We start from the raw sequence: 15,737 nt of genomic DNA, 5'->3' as shown, positions 1-15,737 counted from the left end.
TATATACTTGAGGAGTATAGTGTGATAAGAAGGGAAGTACAAAACTATGGATTTCGAAACTGTTATGCAGGAGCTTGAAGCCCTCGGTAAGGAACGAACTAAAAAAATGTATATATCCAATGGTGCGCATGAGCCTCTTTTTGGTGTTGCTACAGGTGCTATGAAACCCATTGCAAAGAAAATAAAAAAAAATCAACAATTAGCTGAAGAGCTTTATGCTACAGGTAACTATGATGCAATGTATTTTGCAGGCATTATTGCAGACCCAAAAGCAATGACTGAATCGGATTTTGATCGTTGGATAGATGGAGCGTATTTTTATATGCTATCTGATTATGTAGTGGCAGTAACATTATCAGAGTCAGATATTGCCCAAGATGTTGCTGATAAATGGATTGCAAGCGGTGACGAGCTAAAAGTGTCAGCGGGTTGGAGTTGCTATTGCTGGCTTTTAGGGAATCGCAAAGACAATGAATTTTCCGAAAGCAAGATTTCCAATATGCTCGATATGGTGAAAAATTCTATTCATGATGCACCAGGAAGAACAAAATCTGCTATGAATAATTTCCTATCCACAGTGGGGATTTCGTATTTGCCACTACATGAAAAGGCGATCGAGACCGCAAAGGAAACAGGGGTAGTTGAACTCAAAAGGGGCAACAAAAAAACAAGTTTTTTAAATGCTTACGAAAATATTCAAAAAGAAATGGATAGAGGAAGAATCGGTTTCAAACGCAAGTATGTAAGGTGTTAATATTAGCTTTGCATCAATCCAAACGAATAACATCCTAAGTCACATCTATCAAGGTGTGGCTTTTAATTTTGCCTGCAAAGTCAGATAAATGGATCGAATTAACTTTGCTTATTGAGCTAAAAATTGTAAAGGACTAAAAGTATTGAGAGCGTTCCGTGCTATTCTATAACTTACAGAAAGAACATGATAGTCTTTCGCAATCAAGAAGTAGTAGACCTAATTTTTTTGTAATAGTTGAAATAGCGCCATTTACCACAGTAAATCAATGCGGAAGTGTCCTATATGCGCCTACGATTGCATACAGTGTTTGGAAGCAAACATTTGAAAGGATGTGGAAGCAAATGAAAGTAACGGTTAAAGAATGGCGTGTAATGTCTGATCACAACAAACAATTACTTTTAAATGCGGTGGCGACTAAATAAAACATAAATAAAAAGAAGAATGAGAACATGCAGCAGCAAATACAACAAGTAATAGAAATAGCAATTTGGTCTAGAAAGTAATAACAATGTTTATAGTATATCTGCACAAATAATCAATTAAGAGTTGTCCAATAGGCAACATCTCATTTAATGGATAAATTTAATGAAATCACTCTTTAAGGTGATATCCCTTCATATAGCTGCGAAAATTTGAGACTCAATCATTTAAATGACGTGTTAATATCCCAATAAAACGAATAAGGTCAAATAAAAAAACAAAGCTTAAGCTTTGTTTTTTTGTCTATTGCTTATGATGAGAGGAATGATACATAACGATCCAAGGAGAATGAACAGTATTAACGTGTTGATTGGATTATCTTTTACAATAGTATCTTCTTTATGTTTTTTTTCAAATGCTCTTACTTCTTCTGTAGTATTTACTTTATTATTTGGAAGCAGTTCATTTTTATCTACATCATAGTAATAAAATCTGTGTTTGTTAAAGGTGAAAAAGTCATCATTAATCGTTTTATATGAACTTGAAATCATTGCTAAGTTCACTTTTTCCGTATCAGTCACTTTTTTTACATAGTTTTTGCTTTCTTCTTTAAACATTTCTTTTTCTTTTTTTAATAAGTTAGCTGCTTCACTTTTTACCTTTTCTACATCTTGTAGTGTTGTTGCTTTTTTCAATCCCTCTTCTATTAATGCTATTTGTTCCATTTTCATTTTTTCTTCAAATTCTTTTGTTTTTTTCTCTAATAATGATTTATCTTCTTTTGTTGTTTTGATGAGCACCGTTTTTGTTTCTTGTGCTAATATTTTAGCGGAGTCGTTTTTGTAATTATGAATTTCATTTTTGTTTTTTTCGTTTACTGGATTCAGGTGCTCATCTGTAACGATTTTTGTTGCCATGCTGGCAGATGAAAAAACGATACTCAATATACATACTGACAGTCCAATCACACTTAATTTTTGAATAAATTTCATGTAAATCACCCCGTTCTTTCTGTTATAATCCATGAAATCCGTTTTTGCATTATCTCTCTTTTTCGTTCAAATATTTTCTATTTTATGATGAAGCAAGAAAATTTATGAAAAATCATAAAGAACAGCTAAAAATGGGCTTCAATACATTAGGAAGGCAGAACAGAGGAATGGCTTATGCACCCGCTTTAAAAATTATATATTAAAAAGAAAGGAGATAAGAAATTTTCAATAGGGGGGAATCAATGATCAATCAACAGCGGTTTTTATGGAAGGGAAAAATAAAAAGGACTGGGGTATTATTCCCAATCCTAATTAATAAAATTTAAATTTGGCCAGTAACGTCACTACAAAAAAGGAGTATCCAGATTAAACAATGTCTGAGTCCATGCGTGCAAATCCTTTTAAATCATCAAAAAGCTCTAATGCAAATGAATTGGAATCTGCTTGAGGGCTAACACCCTTTTGAACAAATACTAAAAATTCATCTATCGCTTTTTTGGATCCTTCTACTTCAACCTCAATTTGTTCTTGATCATTAAGTTTACAGTAACCTTTTAATCCTAGCTCAATCGCTTTTTGTTTAATGAAAAAGCGGTAGCCTGTCCCATAAACGTCTCCGAAAAATTTAATTAGCGCTCGCTTATTCAAGCTTACACCTCCTATTGAAGGGGGAAGGTACCCCCTATGTGCTTAGTGCATAACACGTTCTTGTTCTAAATAGGTAATTAAGTTATTGATATAATAGAGAACCTGTTTAGAAGCTTGATCTACTTCTTTTAAATGAACTTCAGCTTGTTCGATATTTCCAACCTTATAAGCTTCCGCTGCTAACTTCGCTGATTCATGAACATGTAAATGATATGCGTCTAAATCACGATAATCCTGCAAGTGCCCAAAACGTTCTACTGAGCGAGCAGATGTATACCATTTACCGAGACGACAATCTGTATGCGATGAAACATCACTTGGTTGGACGTTTTCAAGACCGAGGAACATATTATAAATTCGCCATTTCCATAAAATATGGTCGGCTTTTGATAATTGTAATAGCGCTATAGACGATAACTGAACATTATTATTCTCAATAATGTGATTTCGGAATCGATTAATTTCTTTCCCTAATGCGTGAATATCTCTAGATGTGTTATGGCTATAATCGCGAATATCATCTTGAAGACTAGAAATTTCAATCATTCTTGCGGATACTTCATCAATAGCTGCTGCTTGCTCCTCTGATATCGCCGCTGTATTTGTAACATCCAGATTAATACCTTCAATGGCACTAACAATCGCATTTAATAATGGTAACGATTCTTTAGCTTCAACGGTTGCTTCTTTTATAATCTCTGTCGTTTCCGTAATTGAGACTGACACATCATTTGAATAGCTCTTTAAATGATGTACATTTGTAGATACTTCACTAAGCGCGGATACTGTGCCCTCAGCGAGCTTACGAACTTCCTGTGCAACTACGGCGAAGCCTTTACCATGTTCACCTGCTCGTGCTGCCTCAATAGAAGCGTTCAAAGCAAGTAAATTTGTCTGATCGGCAATTTGGTTGATTAATGTTACAACATTTTCAATATCATTTACCCGTTTTTGCAATTCTGAAAAGGACTCTACAATCGTTGTAAATGTCTCTTCTGTTTTAAAGATTTCAGAAAGGGCATGCTCAATGGCATTTTTTCCTTGTACAGCGTGATCAACAGATTCAGTTGTTTTTTCTGAAATGCGTGAAGACATTCGTGCAACCTCATTAATAGAAGCGGCAATCTCTTCAGTTGCTGCGGTAGAGGATTGAATTTCTTCATTTTGCTTATCTAAGCTAAATACTAAATCTTTCATATACATGATTTTTGCGTTAACATCCATTAAAGAAGAAATTTCAGCAACTACATTTTCAATTGTACGTTCTGTTAAAACTTCAACGAGCAATTCCTGATCAACATTGACTGCAGATTGGAAGGATTTCATGTATTCAAATGCCTTATTAGGTTTCAAACCAAAATTATGTAGTATGTATGTAGTAATATAAAATGCAAATTGATTGAAGACGACGATTAACTTCCCAGGTTCATATTGATTTTTTCTGAATAAATTGAAAAATTTAACGGTTTCATCTACATATTCATCATCACGAGTAGCTAAGAAAAATTGAGTTAAGTATCGATTAATATAATCTTCACTAATCGTTAGCTCAGAGGAGAGAGAGATTTCACTTAAATAGTTATTAAAAATAGCGTTCATTGAAGGCGTGATATCATTTAATTTTTTATAAAGAGTTTTTAAATTCTCTTCATCTTGAGAGTTGAAATGGTTAAACGCTAGTGTTTTATTAAAACGGCCCGTTGCATTTAGATTTGTACCACGCTTTAGTAATTCATCGAGTTCGGCCTTAGGTCGAATACTTGAAAACATAAAAAAAATACCTCCAAAATTTATGAATAATAAGGTAATAATAGCATATTAAAGTGTGTTTTAATAGACATTTCAAATGTCTTTGCTAAAATGAAAATATCTTATTACAGCAGGGAATGTGGCAAATATGTATACAATCATTTACATGAAAGCTGATTATGAGCCTTGGTGGAAGTTTGAAGGCTGGGAAGCTTTTATACAAACAAATGAAACCTTTGAAACAGAAGAGCAATTTGAATCAGCTTTACAAAGAAAACTGCAACACTTCCGATCAGCATATGACAATGAAGTAACGAAAGAAGGGGGATTTTGGGCTTTTTGGTCAGAGGATGAAAGTGCTTTTTGCGAAGCTTGTGATGACGATGTACAAATTTATCACGGTATTATCGCTTTGAAATCTAAGTCATAGAAATAAAATTTTGACATTTTTAAAAAAACATTTTTCTTTATTTGACAAAATTATGAATGATGGTTATACTTAGGTTAACAATTTAATTGCTTCACCGGAAACATGAATTCACATATTACAAAAAGTGATCGCGTTAGTACGGTACTCTTTGTAATATGTGAATTTTTTCATTCGCTGAAGAAATTACATATTGTTCACTTTTATTTTTTTGGAGGTTTTCTTAAATGAAACAAGGTACAGTAAAATGGTTTAACTCAGAAAAAGGTTTTGGATTCATCGAAGTAGAAGGCGAAAACGACGTATTCGTACACTTCTCAGCTATCGGTGGCGAAGGTTTCAAAACTCTTGACGAAGGTCAAAAAGTGGAATTCGAAGTTGTAGATGGCAACCGCGGACCACAAGCTGCTAACGTAACTAAACTTTAATTCTCAGAAATTAAAATTACTTCCGTTAAACTTAAGGCATCCTATTGATATAGGATGTCTTTTTTTGTATTCAAATAGATTTAGGCGATGAGTAAAAAATACACATAGAGCTAGGTCGTCGTTTTTTTAAAAAAGATTATAATTTTATTATGTAAACTAAAAAACATTTTATAATTGAGAGAGAAGAGGAGGGGCTGTCTACATATATGATTGTCAAAGAAATGTTGTAATATTAATGGTAATAAGTATAGAACTTGCAGGAAGCAAAAGCAGGAGATACAACATGGAGCATTAGCGTGTTTTGCGACGTAGCATCAGGAGCGAAGCGATGCGGTGGCCAAATCCCCCCACACAAAATGAACTCGCAGAAGAGCTAGATGAAATAGCAAAAGAAATTTTAGGAACACTCTGTTATAAAATAACCCATTATTAAACTAGGCTCATTTAATTGCTCTAACTTTTTAATAAAAATCTCAAACTTAGTTAGAAAGATTAACTCCATTTTGATCAATCTTTTTTCAACATGGAGTTTTTACAGTACTGATAAATAGGGTTGAAAGAAATTTTTAATCAATCTATATTCTAAAGTTACATAATTGTCGTTTTTTAATAAATTAATTAAGTTTGACGAAAAATAACCTCTTCGTATAAATTATCCGAAGAGGTTATTTTATGGATGAATGCCGTAAAAGTGTTAACTAAGAATAATCCTAAAAATCAAGAGTTATTAGAATCAATTTTATGCTGATATGCTACATTCACATTTAAATTATTGCTATAAAGATTTTACGTGATCGGAAGCCAAATAGCTCTATATCGTATTTTTTATCGTTCCATTTTCTCCATTTGACTCTAATAAAATAATTTACGCTGCATCTGCATTGGAAACAAATGTTGAATTATGGGTCACATCAATGACTTGTCTTTGATTTTTTAACTTTTTTATGCTAGTTATCAAAGTCTTTAATCAAGCTTATCTTCAGGTTCGTCAATTACAAAGGGCGTATTGTAAACGAGCTTCGTAGACTATTTATTATAAAATTTTATTTAAATCCCACAATAATTGATTATAATTGATTATCAAGTTCGGAACCAAGGTCTGTGTAAATTAATTGGACGTTGGTAAAATTATCTTTAATACTGCTCAATGCTATCTACATAAGCACTGTGTCTTTGTTTGGGCCCGAACTTGCACCAACCAGTTCTCGGTTGAAAAGATCGTCGAATAAACATAAATAGTGCCATTTTTTCCGACATGGACATATGTTAAATCACTGACTTAAACAGATAATTCTTTTTCTTGTTGGAATTATTGATATAAAACATTGGTGACAATGGCTTCATTACTACGCTTTTTTGAGGTTTGTAATAGGAAATCGAGTAATTTGATAGAATTCTGAGTTGCTTCATCATGCGACTGATACGACGTCTTCTTAAAGGTAAATTCCAAACGTTCACAAGTAATGAATGCAATTAAGTTTCTTCTTTCCAATAATTATAATAGGGAAAGTAATTTATCGATGTAGAATAGAAATATGCTGGGGACTAATATGATAACTACATTTCAAACTTAGCCTTCATTTTGCTTCTTCCTAATCTCAACAATTTTCTTCCAGATCTCCTTATCAATTTTGGCAAAACTACTTATGCTTGGCGTTGTATTTACTTCAAATAATATTGGTTTACCTTTTGGATTTATTCCAAAATCAATGCCATATTCTCTACAAGGAAAGTGGGATGCTATTACTTCAGATGCTAAAATTGAAATTTTTTTTAGAGAAGCTATTGTTTTATTTTTCTTTGTATTATCCATCATCATATAATCTGATAATAATTCATCAATCGGTATTACTTGAGAACCACGATTTGAATTCACAATCCCATGATCTTCATATGCAATCCTTCCGTAAATACCACCGATTATCCATTTTCCTTTTAGATTTTGAACATGAACACGAATAGAAATAGCATCCTCATTAGGGGTTAGACTCTTGATCCCCTCCTGAATTATATAAATTTCGCTTAATTTATCGTGTTTCTCATATGGGTGTAGAATTTTATGGAAATCCTCAATTGCTGCCACACACTTATTTATTTCTTTACCTTGCATGTTAAATCCATTAAAACAATAGTGTCCATCTTTTCTTTTGTAGACTTTATAAATTGCTCTTCCTTGCCCGGTGCTAGTATGTTTCACATAAACATACTCATACCTATCTAAAAAATAGATGAGGTTTTCTAGACTGTAAAGTGTTGATTTTGGAATGCAGTTAGTTGTTAAAGGATTTTTATTTAATAGTAGGAATTGTTCCCATTTCCCAAGTCCATTTTTCAATAAACGCACCTCATTTAGTAAGATATTTTTTTAGTATTAAGAGTGTAGTCCTCTCCTCTTATGAAGGTACTGTATTGTATGTAAATAGATTTGTCTTCCATGGGTGGGTGTGACTTAGTAACGCAATTAATCTTTCCCATTTTTCTGTTAGAGTCCCATAATAAATATACTACACAGAAAATAGCATTGTGATGGTTCTCTATACTTCCTTTTTTGATTTCAAAATCGTTAGTTTCTAATGTATCTGCCCTGCTAATCTTTACTTTTAGTCATATGATAATACGATATGTCGAGTAAGGAGATGGAAGATATTGAAAAAGACGAAGAAATTAAAAGAATTAATATATTCAGATAAACTCGAATTTTTAATGGAAGCCCATAACGGTCTTTCCGCAAAAGTTGTAGAGGAGGCCGGTTTTAAAGGGGTTTGGGCGAGTGGTCTATCAATTTCAGGATCATTGGGTGTAAGAGATAATAATGAAGCTTCTTGGACGCAGATATTAGATATACTTGAATTTATGAGTGATACGACAACAATTCCTATCCTATTGGATGGAGATACAGGATATGGGAATTTTAACAATGCTCGGCGGTTAGTTAGAAAACTAGAACAATTGAATATTGCTGGAGTATGTATCGAGGATAAAATTTTTCCGAAAACGAACTCATTTATTAATGGCGAATTACAGCTTCTCGCATCGATTGAAGAATTTTGCGGGAAAATAAAAGCAATGAAAGATACGCAAGAGGATGAAGACTTTATGGTTGTAGCTAGAGTCGAGGCTTTTATTGCAGGCTTGGGATTGGATGAAGCCCTTAAACGTGCGGAAGCCTACAGAAAGGCAGGCGCTGATGCAATTCTTATGCATAGTAAAAGGTCAGATTTTAAAGAAATCGAAGCATTTATGAAGGAATGGGGTAGAAGGCATCCAGTGGTTATTGTGCCTACAAAATATTATACAACTCCAACAAATGATTTCAGAAAAGTAGGAATAAGCACTGCGATCTGGGCTAACCATAACTTAAGAGCATCGATCACTGCTATGCAGAACATCTCCAAACAAATCCTAAAAGATGAGAGTCTCATTCAAGTAGAGAAATCGATTGTAAGTGTACAAGAGATTTTTAGACTCCAAAATGCTGAGGAGCTTCAAAAAGCGGAGAAGAAATATTTGCCATCAACTAATAATCAATCAAAACCGGAAACGGAGTGATGGTATGTTAAATACAAGTGAATTTGGAAATGAGCTTAAAAAACTTGGTTTTAACTTTTACAGTGGGGTCCCATGTTCATTTTTAAAGAATCTTATTAACTATTCCATAAATGAGTGTGAATATATTGCTGCAGCCAACGAAGGTGATGCAGTAGCTATTGCTTCAGGAGCATACCTTGGGGGAAGGAAATCAGTTGTTTTAATGCAAAACTCTGGTCTAACCAATTGTACTTCTCCATTGACTTCCTTAAACTACCCCTTTCAAATACCTATACTTGGGTTTGTTAGTCTCCGTGGAGAGCCCGGGTTGAATGATGAGCCCCAGCATGAATTAATGGGGCAAATTACTACACAACTATTAGATCTCATGCAAATAAAATGGCAATTCTTATCTTTTGATGATAGTGAGGCAAAGAGACAACTTGAAGAGGCTAACAAGTGGATTGAAGCAAATCGACCGTTCTTTTTTGTAGTGAGAAAAGAAACTTTTAAAAGTGAGAAATTGAAGATAGAGCAACGTCTTAATCATAAAAATAAGGAAAAAAGTGAACAAACTGACTTAGATGCACTGCCAAGCCGTTTTGACACTTTAAAAGTGATAAATGGATTCAAAGATATGAAAACAGTACTAATGGCCACAACTGGTAAAACAGGAAGGGAACTATATGAGGTCGAGGATTCTGATAATAATATATATATGGTAGGTTCCATGGGTTGTGTCGGTTCTTTAGGTTTAGGCTTATCCTATACGCGAAAAGATATAGATGTAATTGTTATTGATGGAGATGGTTCCCTCCTTATGCGAATGGGAAGCTTATCTACAAATGGCTACTATCAACCTGAAAATATGCTCCACATTCTTCTAGATAATCAAGTTCATGATTCAACTGGAGGGCAAAATACCGTTTCTCACAATGTTGATTTTGTCAATATTGCTGCAGCTTGCGGTTATGAAAAGTCATGCTATATCCATAGTTTACATGAACTTGAAAAGTGTATTCAAGAATGGAAAATGACAAAAGGGCTGACTTTTATTTATTTAAAAATCTCAAAGGGATCTAAACAAAATCTAGGACGTCCAAAAGTTACTCCAAGTGAAGTTAAAACTCGTTTACAGAGATTTCTTAAATAATCGTTCTGAAAATAAATATTAGCAGGTCGATCTTACCTATAAGAACTTCTCTACAGGGATAATTCGAACCGCGTATAAAAGTGTAATAAAATTAAAGGGAGGAGTACCGTGAAAAAAATTAAAAGAAATATATTACTGAATCCCGGACCTGCTACTACAACAGATACGGTTAAATACGCACAAGTGGTACCTGATATTTGCCCTCGTGAAGATGACTTCAGCCAATTATTGCAATTTGTTACTTCTGAACTTACTAGTTTAGTTTCAGAAGAGAATCAATATACAACCGTGTTATTCGGTGGTTCAGGTACTGCTGCTGTAGAATCAATCTTGAGTTCAGTAATGACTGATGGGGTTTTAGTAATCATTAATAACGGAGCCTATGGAAAAAGAATGTGTGAAATTGCAGAAGCTTATCAGCTGGATTGGATTGAGTTTTTAAGTCCACCCGATCAACCTATTAAATTAGATCAGTTACAGTCATTCATTCAAAAAAATCCTCGAAAAGTATCTTATCTAGCTGTTGTGCATAATGAAACTACAACGGGATTATTAAACGATATAGAATCGATTGGCTCCATTTGTGCAGAAAATGAGATTAATATGATGGTAGATGCAATGAGTTCGTTTGCGGCAATTCCTATTAATATGAGTAAAATGAAAATAAGTTATTTGGCGGCTAGCTCCAATAAAAACCTTCAAGGAATGGCAGGAGTCTCTTTTGTTATAGCTAAAAAAAGCGAACTAGAAAAAGGAAAAACAAAAAAGCCGACAAATTATTACTTAAATCTTTATTCTCAATATCACCATTTCATCGAGACAGGTCAGATGCGTTTTACTCCGCCTGTACAAACTATCTATGCGCTAAAACAGGCAATTGTAGAATTAAAAGCAGAAGGAATAAAAGAAAGATATGAACGTTATTCTAAATGTTGGGAAACTTTAGTAGAAGGCCTCTCTAGACTTGGTTTAAGTTATCTCGTCCCTGTCGAGCACCATTCAAAAATTATTACAGCAATAGTAGAACCCAAAAATGAAAAGTATAATTTTAAAGAAATGCATGATTATTTTTATGCTAACGGAATAACGATATATCCTGGGAAAGTTTATCAATTAAATTCTTTTAGGGTGGCCAATATTGGTGATCTTAGTAAAGATGATATCGACCTCTTTTTATCTTTATTAGAAAAATATCTTCAATCCCTGAAATAGTTAGGGAACAGTGGAAAACCTACAATGTAGGTGAGATTAATTGATTATTTTTTTGCTTTTCCTTGTCCAACTAACAGGGGCTTTTGCGGGATAAGAAGAATCAAAATAATTAATCTTTATTATAAAATAATTCTTGAAATTAAAGGAAAGCCAACGTTTTGAATAAAGTTTATTCAAAACATTGGCTTTTTATGCAGTGAAATCAAGAATTTAGTAAGGACTAATTTTTTTCCTGTTGTTTTTTCTCTATATATTTTTTACCCCATTCTCCCATAGTGTTCAATACTGGAATAAAACTTTTCCCTTGTGTTGTTAGTGAGTATTCAACTTTTGGAGGAACTTGTTTATACACTTCTCTGTGAACCATTCCGTCTTCTTCCAACTCTCTCAGTTGTCTTGTCAATATCCCTTTTGAAATGCCTGGTAACAACCTTTGAAGTTCGTTAAATCTTCTTGTACGCCTACTTAGATACCATAAAATTATAATTTTCCATCTTCCAGCGATTACGTTTTGAGTAAGTGTCAACGAACATACTTCCTCTTGTTCTTCGGTAGGAGGTTCTCCTTGAAAATTAAATCGAGCCATTGGTTGTCGTATCCCTCTCTCCTAAGGTACTTTTTTTGTGACTATGTCATAAAAAAATGCCTACTTTTATTATTGTGACTGTAGATATAGTATATACCTAGATTTTATTTTTCAATATAAAAATCTAATTGGAGGGAAAAATATGAAAATATTAGTTACAGGAGCAACGGGAAAACTAGGATCAAAGGTTGTAGAAGCATTATTAAAAGCTATACCGGCGAGTGAGTTGGCCGTTAGTGTTCGAAATCCGGAGAAAGCAGAAGGATTGCGAGCTCTCGGAGTAGAAGTTCGACACGGAAATTTTGATCAACCAGAAACATTAGATTCTGCCTTTTCAGGAATTGATCGAGTTTTAATAATATCTACGTTTGGTGATTATGAAACAATAATGAGACAACATACGAATGCCGTAACTGCTGCTCAACGTGCTCAAGTGAAATTTATTGCTTATACTAGCGTAACAAATGCAAATGAAAGTGATTTTTTCCTCGCTTTATCCCATAGAGCCAGAGAAGAAGCAATTTTGAAAACAGGTATTCCTTACTCATTTTTACGAAACAATTGGTATTTTGAAAATGAAATTGGGAGCATACAGGGTGCGATGGGAGGGGCACCTTGGGTTACATCGGCAGGAAAAGGAAAAGTAGGCTGGGTACTTCGACAAGATTTAGCGGAGGCAGCAGCAAATGTATTGATAGGGGTAGGACACGAGAATACAATTTATGAGCTTTCTGGGAAGCTAATGACGCAAGAGGAATTAGTTTCTGCTCTTGGAAATGTATTAGGGAAAGAAGTTCATGTACAACAAGTCGATGATGCTACTTATGCCGATATTATGAAAGGTGCAGGTGTACCAGAAGCATACCTTCCTATGCTCGTAAACACGCAAAAAGGTATTCGAGAAGGTGGTTTAGAGATTGAAAGTAACGATTTAGAAAGATTACTTGGTCGCCATGCTACACCGATAAACGAAGCTCTTAGTCATATTATTAGTGAAATTTCTCAAACAGGAAATTAAAATTAATCAAAAAAATGACCTTCATTATATTTAGAAGGTCATTTTTATACAAAAGGACTAGACGGCTTTACTTCTGAAGAATTAAACAATTATGTTTTCAACCGAATTGTAGCTATAGGTATTATTTACTTAAAATACGCTGTAACACCTCAACCGGAATAAACAAACCGACACGGCCATATGGATCTTTTTTCGCCGTTGCAAAGACAATCCCGATAACCTCGCCATCAGCATTTATGACTGGACTCCCACTATTTCCTCGATAAACAGGGGCATCCATCATCATAACAGGTTCCTGCCAATCCTCTAGGTATGTTGATTCCAGTAATGTACCTTCATTTGCAATGCCCGTAAAGGCTAGTGGATTACCAATGAAATACACATGCTCATTTTTGCTATAGCTCGGATTTTTAGCAAGTGAAAGGGAAGGTAGATCATCACCAGTTACTTGCAATAATGCTAAATCTACGTCGGGGTAACTTTCCACTATCTTGGCACCCATTAATCCTTCCTCAGGGAAAACAACGATTAATGATTGTGCATCATCTACAACGTGTGCATTGGTTACGATAAGTCCATCTGAAGAAATCACAAAACCAGTACCTTTACTAGAACCTGTAGAGATCTCTACAACAGCCTTTTTATATGTTTTTATATCTTCTTGTGTTGATAACCGAGTAGACACTTTCAAAAATTCAATCGCTGGAATGGAGTAAATATGAAAGATAAGTGCAAATGTATTCAAAATTAACACAAATGCCATACTCCAGACAATCCATTTGACAATCGGTCTTTGTTTTTTGGGCTTTTTCCCTTTGAGGCGTTCTTCTTGTTCTTGTGCTAACGCTTTTTCCTGTTCCGCGAGGACAAGCTCAATCAATTCTTCTTCGGACAAATCTTCATCTTTTGTTGATCTATGTATTTCACTCATAAAAGGCCTCCTTACTCAAAATGAAAAGCGCCCAAGCAGGACGCCTGTGAAATAATTTTTATTCAATTTTTGTAGGGTAGGTGTAATGCAAAACGTTCCATATTCGTGTCAACATCATGGCTTCTATACAGAATATGTCGTTGTGGTCATTGTACCCTCTAGAGCGTGTTAATCTAAAAGAAGTCTAGGGCGATTGAATAGTTTAAGTTATTTCCCATTTTACATAGAACGTCTTCCGTTCTTTTCTTTCATTATACGTGAAGTCTAGAGGTTATACGAATATTATGAAAACCAGTTTACAAGAGTAATCTATTTGCTAGACGCATTAAGCCGATCACAAAAAATAATGCTCGGTATACTGTACAAAAGGATGTGTTAGCAACAAGAGCATTTGATTTTAAATAATAATATTATGTCAATTGGATACTAGAAACTTGTAAGAGAGTTTCTAATTTAATATGATAGAGATGAATTTACGAAAATGGGGGGCATTTAAATGTATCGACAAGTAGATGATTTTTTAAATGAGTGGTCAGCATCAGCACAAGGTACTATTCAAGTATTAAAAGCCGTAACAGATGAAAAGCTAGAGCAAAGCATTGTAGAAGGTCACAGTTCATTAGGCTGGTTAGGGTGGCATTTAGTTGGTGCTGCTGGTTATTTCAGTTATTTAGCAGGTTTACAGGTGCCTATGATTCGTCAAGAAGATCCAATTCCATCTACAGCAGCTGAAATAGTAGCTGCTTACGAAAAACTAGCAAATGGTGTGAAAGAGGAAGCGGCAAAGCTATCAAATGAGGACTTGCTGGAAGAAGTAAAAGGCTTCACTGGTCCAATTGCTAGAGGTGCATTATTACGTGTACTAATCGATCATCAAACACATCACCGTGGACAAATGACGGTGCTACTACGTCAAGCAGGCTTACCAGTACCAGGCATAATGGGACCAACGAAAGAAATGCAAAAGTAGACGTTTTAGGCAGATACTCAATGTATCTGTCTTTTTTTTATTTTTCGTAAATATGAAAAACAATTACATATAACGAGAAAATAGGCAATCCTAATTTATTTGTAAATAGGAAGTGCCTATTTTCGTTTAAAGTAGAATTGGTTATTGGCTTCAAATTATTAACGATCCTTATTTAATAGCAAACCATCTAAAAATATTGCAATAAAGCCTTTACTTTCTTGTAACAAATCAAAATCTTTTCCAAAAACTAACCAGTCATATAAAGAACCTCGCATACAACGAGTAATGTAAATCACAGTTTCCTGCACATTTATTTGTACAGATAATTCGCCATCCTTAATTGCTTTTTGTATAAATGAATGCAAGATTTTATACAATTTGCGTTCAGAATTAGAAAAGAAATTTCTTTCGTTTTCAATTAAGCCACTTTTGTAAACAGACCGCATTAAATCCATTCCTAAATCATCTTTTAAATATTTCATTTGTGCATCAATTAATGAGATTACCTTTTCCTTGAAGGAAAGACTTACGGGCAGTGTAGTCGTAAATTCTTCATAAAAATGATCAATTTCTTTAAACTTCTCTAGGAAAATATCGTACTTTGAAGAGAAATGACCATAAAATGCTCCTTTTGAGCTGTTGCTTTTCTGAACAATTTCATCGACCGTTACTTGATCAAAGCCTTTCGTTTGGAATAATGTAAGCGCTGTTAAATATATATGTTTCTTCGTTTCTTGAGCCTGCTGTTTTCTTGTCATCTTCATTGCAACATCACCACATTTCCACTAGATTTGCTATTTAACTTTAGCATAATACTCGTTTATGTTATTAACTTATTTTCAGAATTATTTGAAATAATATTGACAAATATTTGCCTTGACGATTAATATACAGACTATAGTCTATGAAACTATTTCAAAA

General features: G+C 34.1%; 15 protein-coding genes. 8 read left to right on the top strand and 7 right to left on the bottom strand.

Translation table 11 applies throughout. The annotated features are described in order from the left end of the window. The first annotated feature begins 46 nt into the window (after window positions 1-46). On the top strand, window positions 47-754 hold the full coding sequence (locus tag ACQKN4_RS15040; RefSeq protein WP_427484066.1) for a DNA alkylation repair protein: 708 nt from the start codon (window positions 47-49) through the stop codon (window positions 752-754). 704 nt (window positions 755-1,458) lie between these two features. On the opposite strand, the gene ACQKN4_RS15035 is transcribed toward ACQKN4_RS15040, so the two are convergent. From ACQKN4_RS15035 to ACQKN4_RS15025, 3 genes are all read right to left on the bottom strand, one after another. After that, entirely contained in the window at window positions 1,459-2,166 is a 708-nt protein-coding gene (locus ACQKN4_RS15035; RefSeq protein WP_427484065.1) for a hypothetical protein, read from the bottom strand. 366 nt (window positions 2,167-2,532) lie between these two features. Next, complete coding sequence (locus ACQKN4_RS15030) at window positions 2,533-2,814, bottom strand: acylphosphatase (RefSeq protein ID WP_079562271.1); 282 nt, start codon at window positions 2,812-2,814, stop codon at window positions 2,533-2,535. A 42-nt stretch (window positions 2,815-2,856) separates the two neighbouring features. Further along, entirely contained in the window at window positions 2,857-4,584 is a 1,728-nt protein-coding gene (locus ACQKN4_RS15025) for a methyl-accepting chemotaxis protein (protein WP_427484064.1), read from the bottom strand. Window positions 4,585-4,711: 127 nt separating this feature from the next. Between ACQKN4_RS15025 and ACQKN4_RS15020 the strand changes: the two genes are divergently transcribed. Further along, a complete protein-coding gene (locus tag ACQKN4_RS15020; protein ID WP_427484086.1) occupies window positions 4,712-4,993 on the top strand; it encodes a DUF1033 family protein in 282 nt (93 codons plus the stop codon). Between the two features lie 224 nt (window positions 4,994-5,217). After that, complete coding sequence (locus ACQKN4_RS15015) at window positions 5,218-5,418, top strand: cold-shock protein (RefSeq protein ID WP_049665398.1); 201 nt, start codon at window positions 5,218-5,220, stop codon at window positions 5,416-5,418. Between the two features lie 1,570 nt (window positions 5,419-6,988). Here ACQKN4_RS15015 and ACQKN4_RS15010 read toward each other — a convergent pair. Continuing rightward, a complete protein-coding gene (locus ACQKN4_RS15010; RefSeq protein WP_427484063.1) occupies window positions 6,989-7,753 on the bottom strand; it encodes a YheC/YheD family protein in 765 nt (254 codons plus the stop codon). Window positions 7,754-8,064: 311 nt separating this feature from the next. Between ACQKN4_RS15010 and aepX the strand changes: the two genes are divergently transcribed. The 3 genes from aepX to ACQKN4_RS14995 all read left to right on the top strand — a co-directional run bounded on the left by aepX (window position 8,065) and on the right by ACQKN4_RS14995 (window position 11,311). After that, complete coding sequence (aepX, locus tag ACQKN4_RS15005) at window positions 8,065-8,967, top strand: phosphoenolpyruvate mutase (RefSeq protein ID WP_079562275.1); 903 nt, start codon at window positions 8,065-8,067, stop codon at window positions 8,965-8,967. Between the two features lie 4 nt (window positions 8,968-8,971). Further along, complete coding sequence (gene aepY, locus ACQKN4_RS15000) at window positions 8,972-10,099, top strand: phosphonopyruvate decarboxylase (RefSeq protein WP_427484062.1); 1,128 nt, start codon at window positions 8,972-8,974, stop codon at window positions 10,097-10,099. 108 nt (window positions 10,100-10,207) lie between these two features. Next, window positions 10,208-11,311 carry a 2-aminoethylphosphonate aminotransferase gene (locus tag ACQKN4_RS14995; protein WP_427484061.1) on the top strand — a complete coding sequence of 368 codons (1,104 nt, stop codon included), beginning with the start codon at window positions 10,208-10,210 and terminating at the stop codon, window positions 11,309-11,311. Window positions 11,312-11,531: 220 nt separating this feature from the next. On the opposite strand, the gene ACQKN4_RS14990 is transcribed toward ACQKN4_RS14995, so the two are convergent. Beyond that, window positions 11,532-11,897 carry a winged helix-turn-helix transcriptional regulator gene (locus ACQKN4_RS14990; RefSeq protein ID WP_427484060.1) on the bottom strand — a complete coding sequence of 122 codons (366 nt, stop codon included), beginning with the start codon at window positions 11,895-11,897 and terminating at the stop codon, window positions 11,532-11,534. 142 nt (window positions 11,898-12,039) lie between these two features. On the opposite strand from ACQKN4_RS14990, the gene ACQKN4_RS14985 reads away from it, so the two are divergent. Continuing rightward, window positions 12,040-12,915, top strand: a complete 876-nt coding sequence (locus tag ACQKN4_RS14985; protein WP_427484059.1) for an SDR family oxidoreductase — start codon at window positions 12,040-12,042, stop codon at window positions 12,913-12,915. A 121-nt stretch (window positions 12,916-13,036) separates the two neighbouring features. Here ACQKN4_RS14985 and ACQKN4_RS14980 read toward each other — a convergent pair whose 3' ends face one another. Beyond that, window positions 13,037-13,846, bottom strand: coding sequence for a S1C family serine protease (locus ACQKN4_RS14980; protein WP_427484058.1), 810 nt, complete (start codon window positions 13,844-13,846; stop codon window positions 13,037-13,039). A gap of 496 nt (window positions 13,847-14,342) precedes the next feature. Between ACQKN4_RS14980 and ACQKN4_RS14975 the strand changes: the two genes are divergently transcribed. Then, on the top strand, window positions 14,343-14,816 hold the full coding sequence (locus tag ACQKN4_RS14975) for a DinB family protein (RefSeq protein WP_427484057.1): 474 nt from the start codon (window positions 14,343-14,345) through the stop codon (window positions 14,814-14,816). 158 nt (window positions 14,817-14,974) lie between these two features. On the opposite strand, the gene ACQKN4_RS14970 is transcribed toward ACQKN4_RS14975, so the two are convergent. Next, window positions 14,975-15,574: a TetR/AcrR family transcriptional regulator gene (locus ACQKN4_RS14970; RefSeq protein ID WP_427484056.1), complete on the bottom strand. Its 600-nt coding sequence runs from the start codon at window positions 15,572-15,574 to the stop codon at window positions 14,975-14,977. Between the last annotated feature and the right edge of the window lie 163 nt (window positions 15,575-15,737).

The sequence above is a fragment of the Lysinibacillus sp. NPDC093692 genome (assembly GCF_050280125.1).
Lineage (GTDB): Bacteria > Bacillota > Bacilli > Bacillales_A > Planococcaceae > Lysinibacillus.
This window is presented reverse-complemented; position numbering and strand designations above follow the sequence as displayed.

Excerpts from the sequence above, each read along its gene's own strand:
- ACQKN4_RS15040 (WP_427484066.1), top strand. The coding sequence starts at position 47 with ATGGATTTCGAAACTGTTATGCAGGAGCTTGAAGCCCTCGGTAAGGAA.
- ACQKN4_RS15035 (WP_427484065.1), bottom strand. The coding sequence starts at position 2,166 with ATGAAATTTATTCAAAAATTAAGTGTGATTGGACTGTCAGTATGTATA.
- ACQKN4_RS15025 (WP_427484064.1), bottom strand. The coding sequence starts at position 4,584 with ATGTTTTCAAGTATTCGACCTAAGGCCGAACTCGATGAATTACTAAAG.
- ACQKN4_RS15020 (WP_427484086.1), top strand. The coding sequence starts at position 4,712 with ATGTATACAATCATTTACATGAAAGCTGATTATGAGCCTTGGTGGAAG.
- ACQKN4_RS15015 (WP_049665398.1), top strand. The coding sequence starts at position 5,218 with ATGAAACAAGGTACAGTAAAATGGTTTAACTCAGAAAAAGGTTTTGGA.
- aepY (WP_427484062.1), top strand. The coding sequence starts at position 8,972 with ATGTTAAATACAAGTGAATTTGGAAATGAGCTTAAAAAACTTGGTTTT.
- ACQKN4_RS14990 (WP_427484060.1), bottom strand. The coding sequence starts at position 11,897 with ATGGCTCGATTTAATTTTCAAGGAGAACCTCCTACCGAAGAACAAGAG.
- ACQKN4_RS14985 (WP_427484059.1), top strand. The coding sequence starts at position 12,040 with ATGAAAATATTAGTTACAGGAGCAACGGGAAAACTAGGATCAAAGGTT.
- ACQKN4_RS14980 (WP_427484058.1), bottom strand. The coding sequence starts at position 13,846 with ATGAGTGAAATACATAGATCAACAAAAGATGAAGATTTGTCCGAAGAA.
- ACQKN4_RS14975 (WP_427484057.1), top strand. The coding sequence starts at position 14,343 with ATGTATCGACAAGTAGATGATTTTTTAAATGAGTGGTCAGCATCAGCA.
- ACQKN4_RS14970 (WP_427484056.1), bottom strand. The coding sequence starts at position 15,574 with ATGACAAGAAAACAGCAGGCTCAAGAAACGAAGAAACATATATATTTA.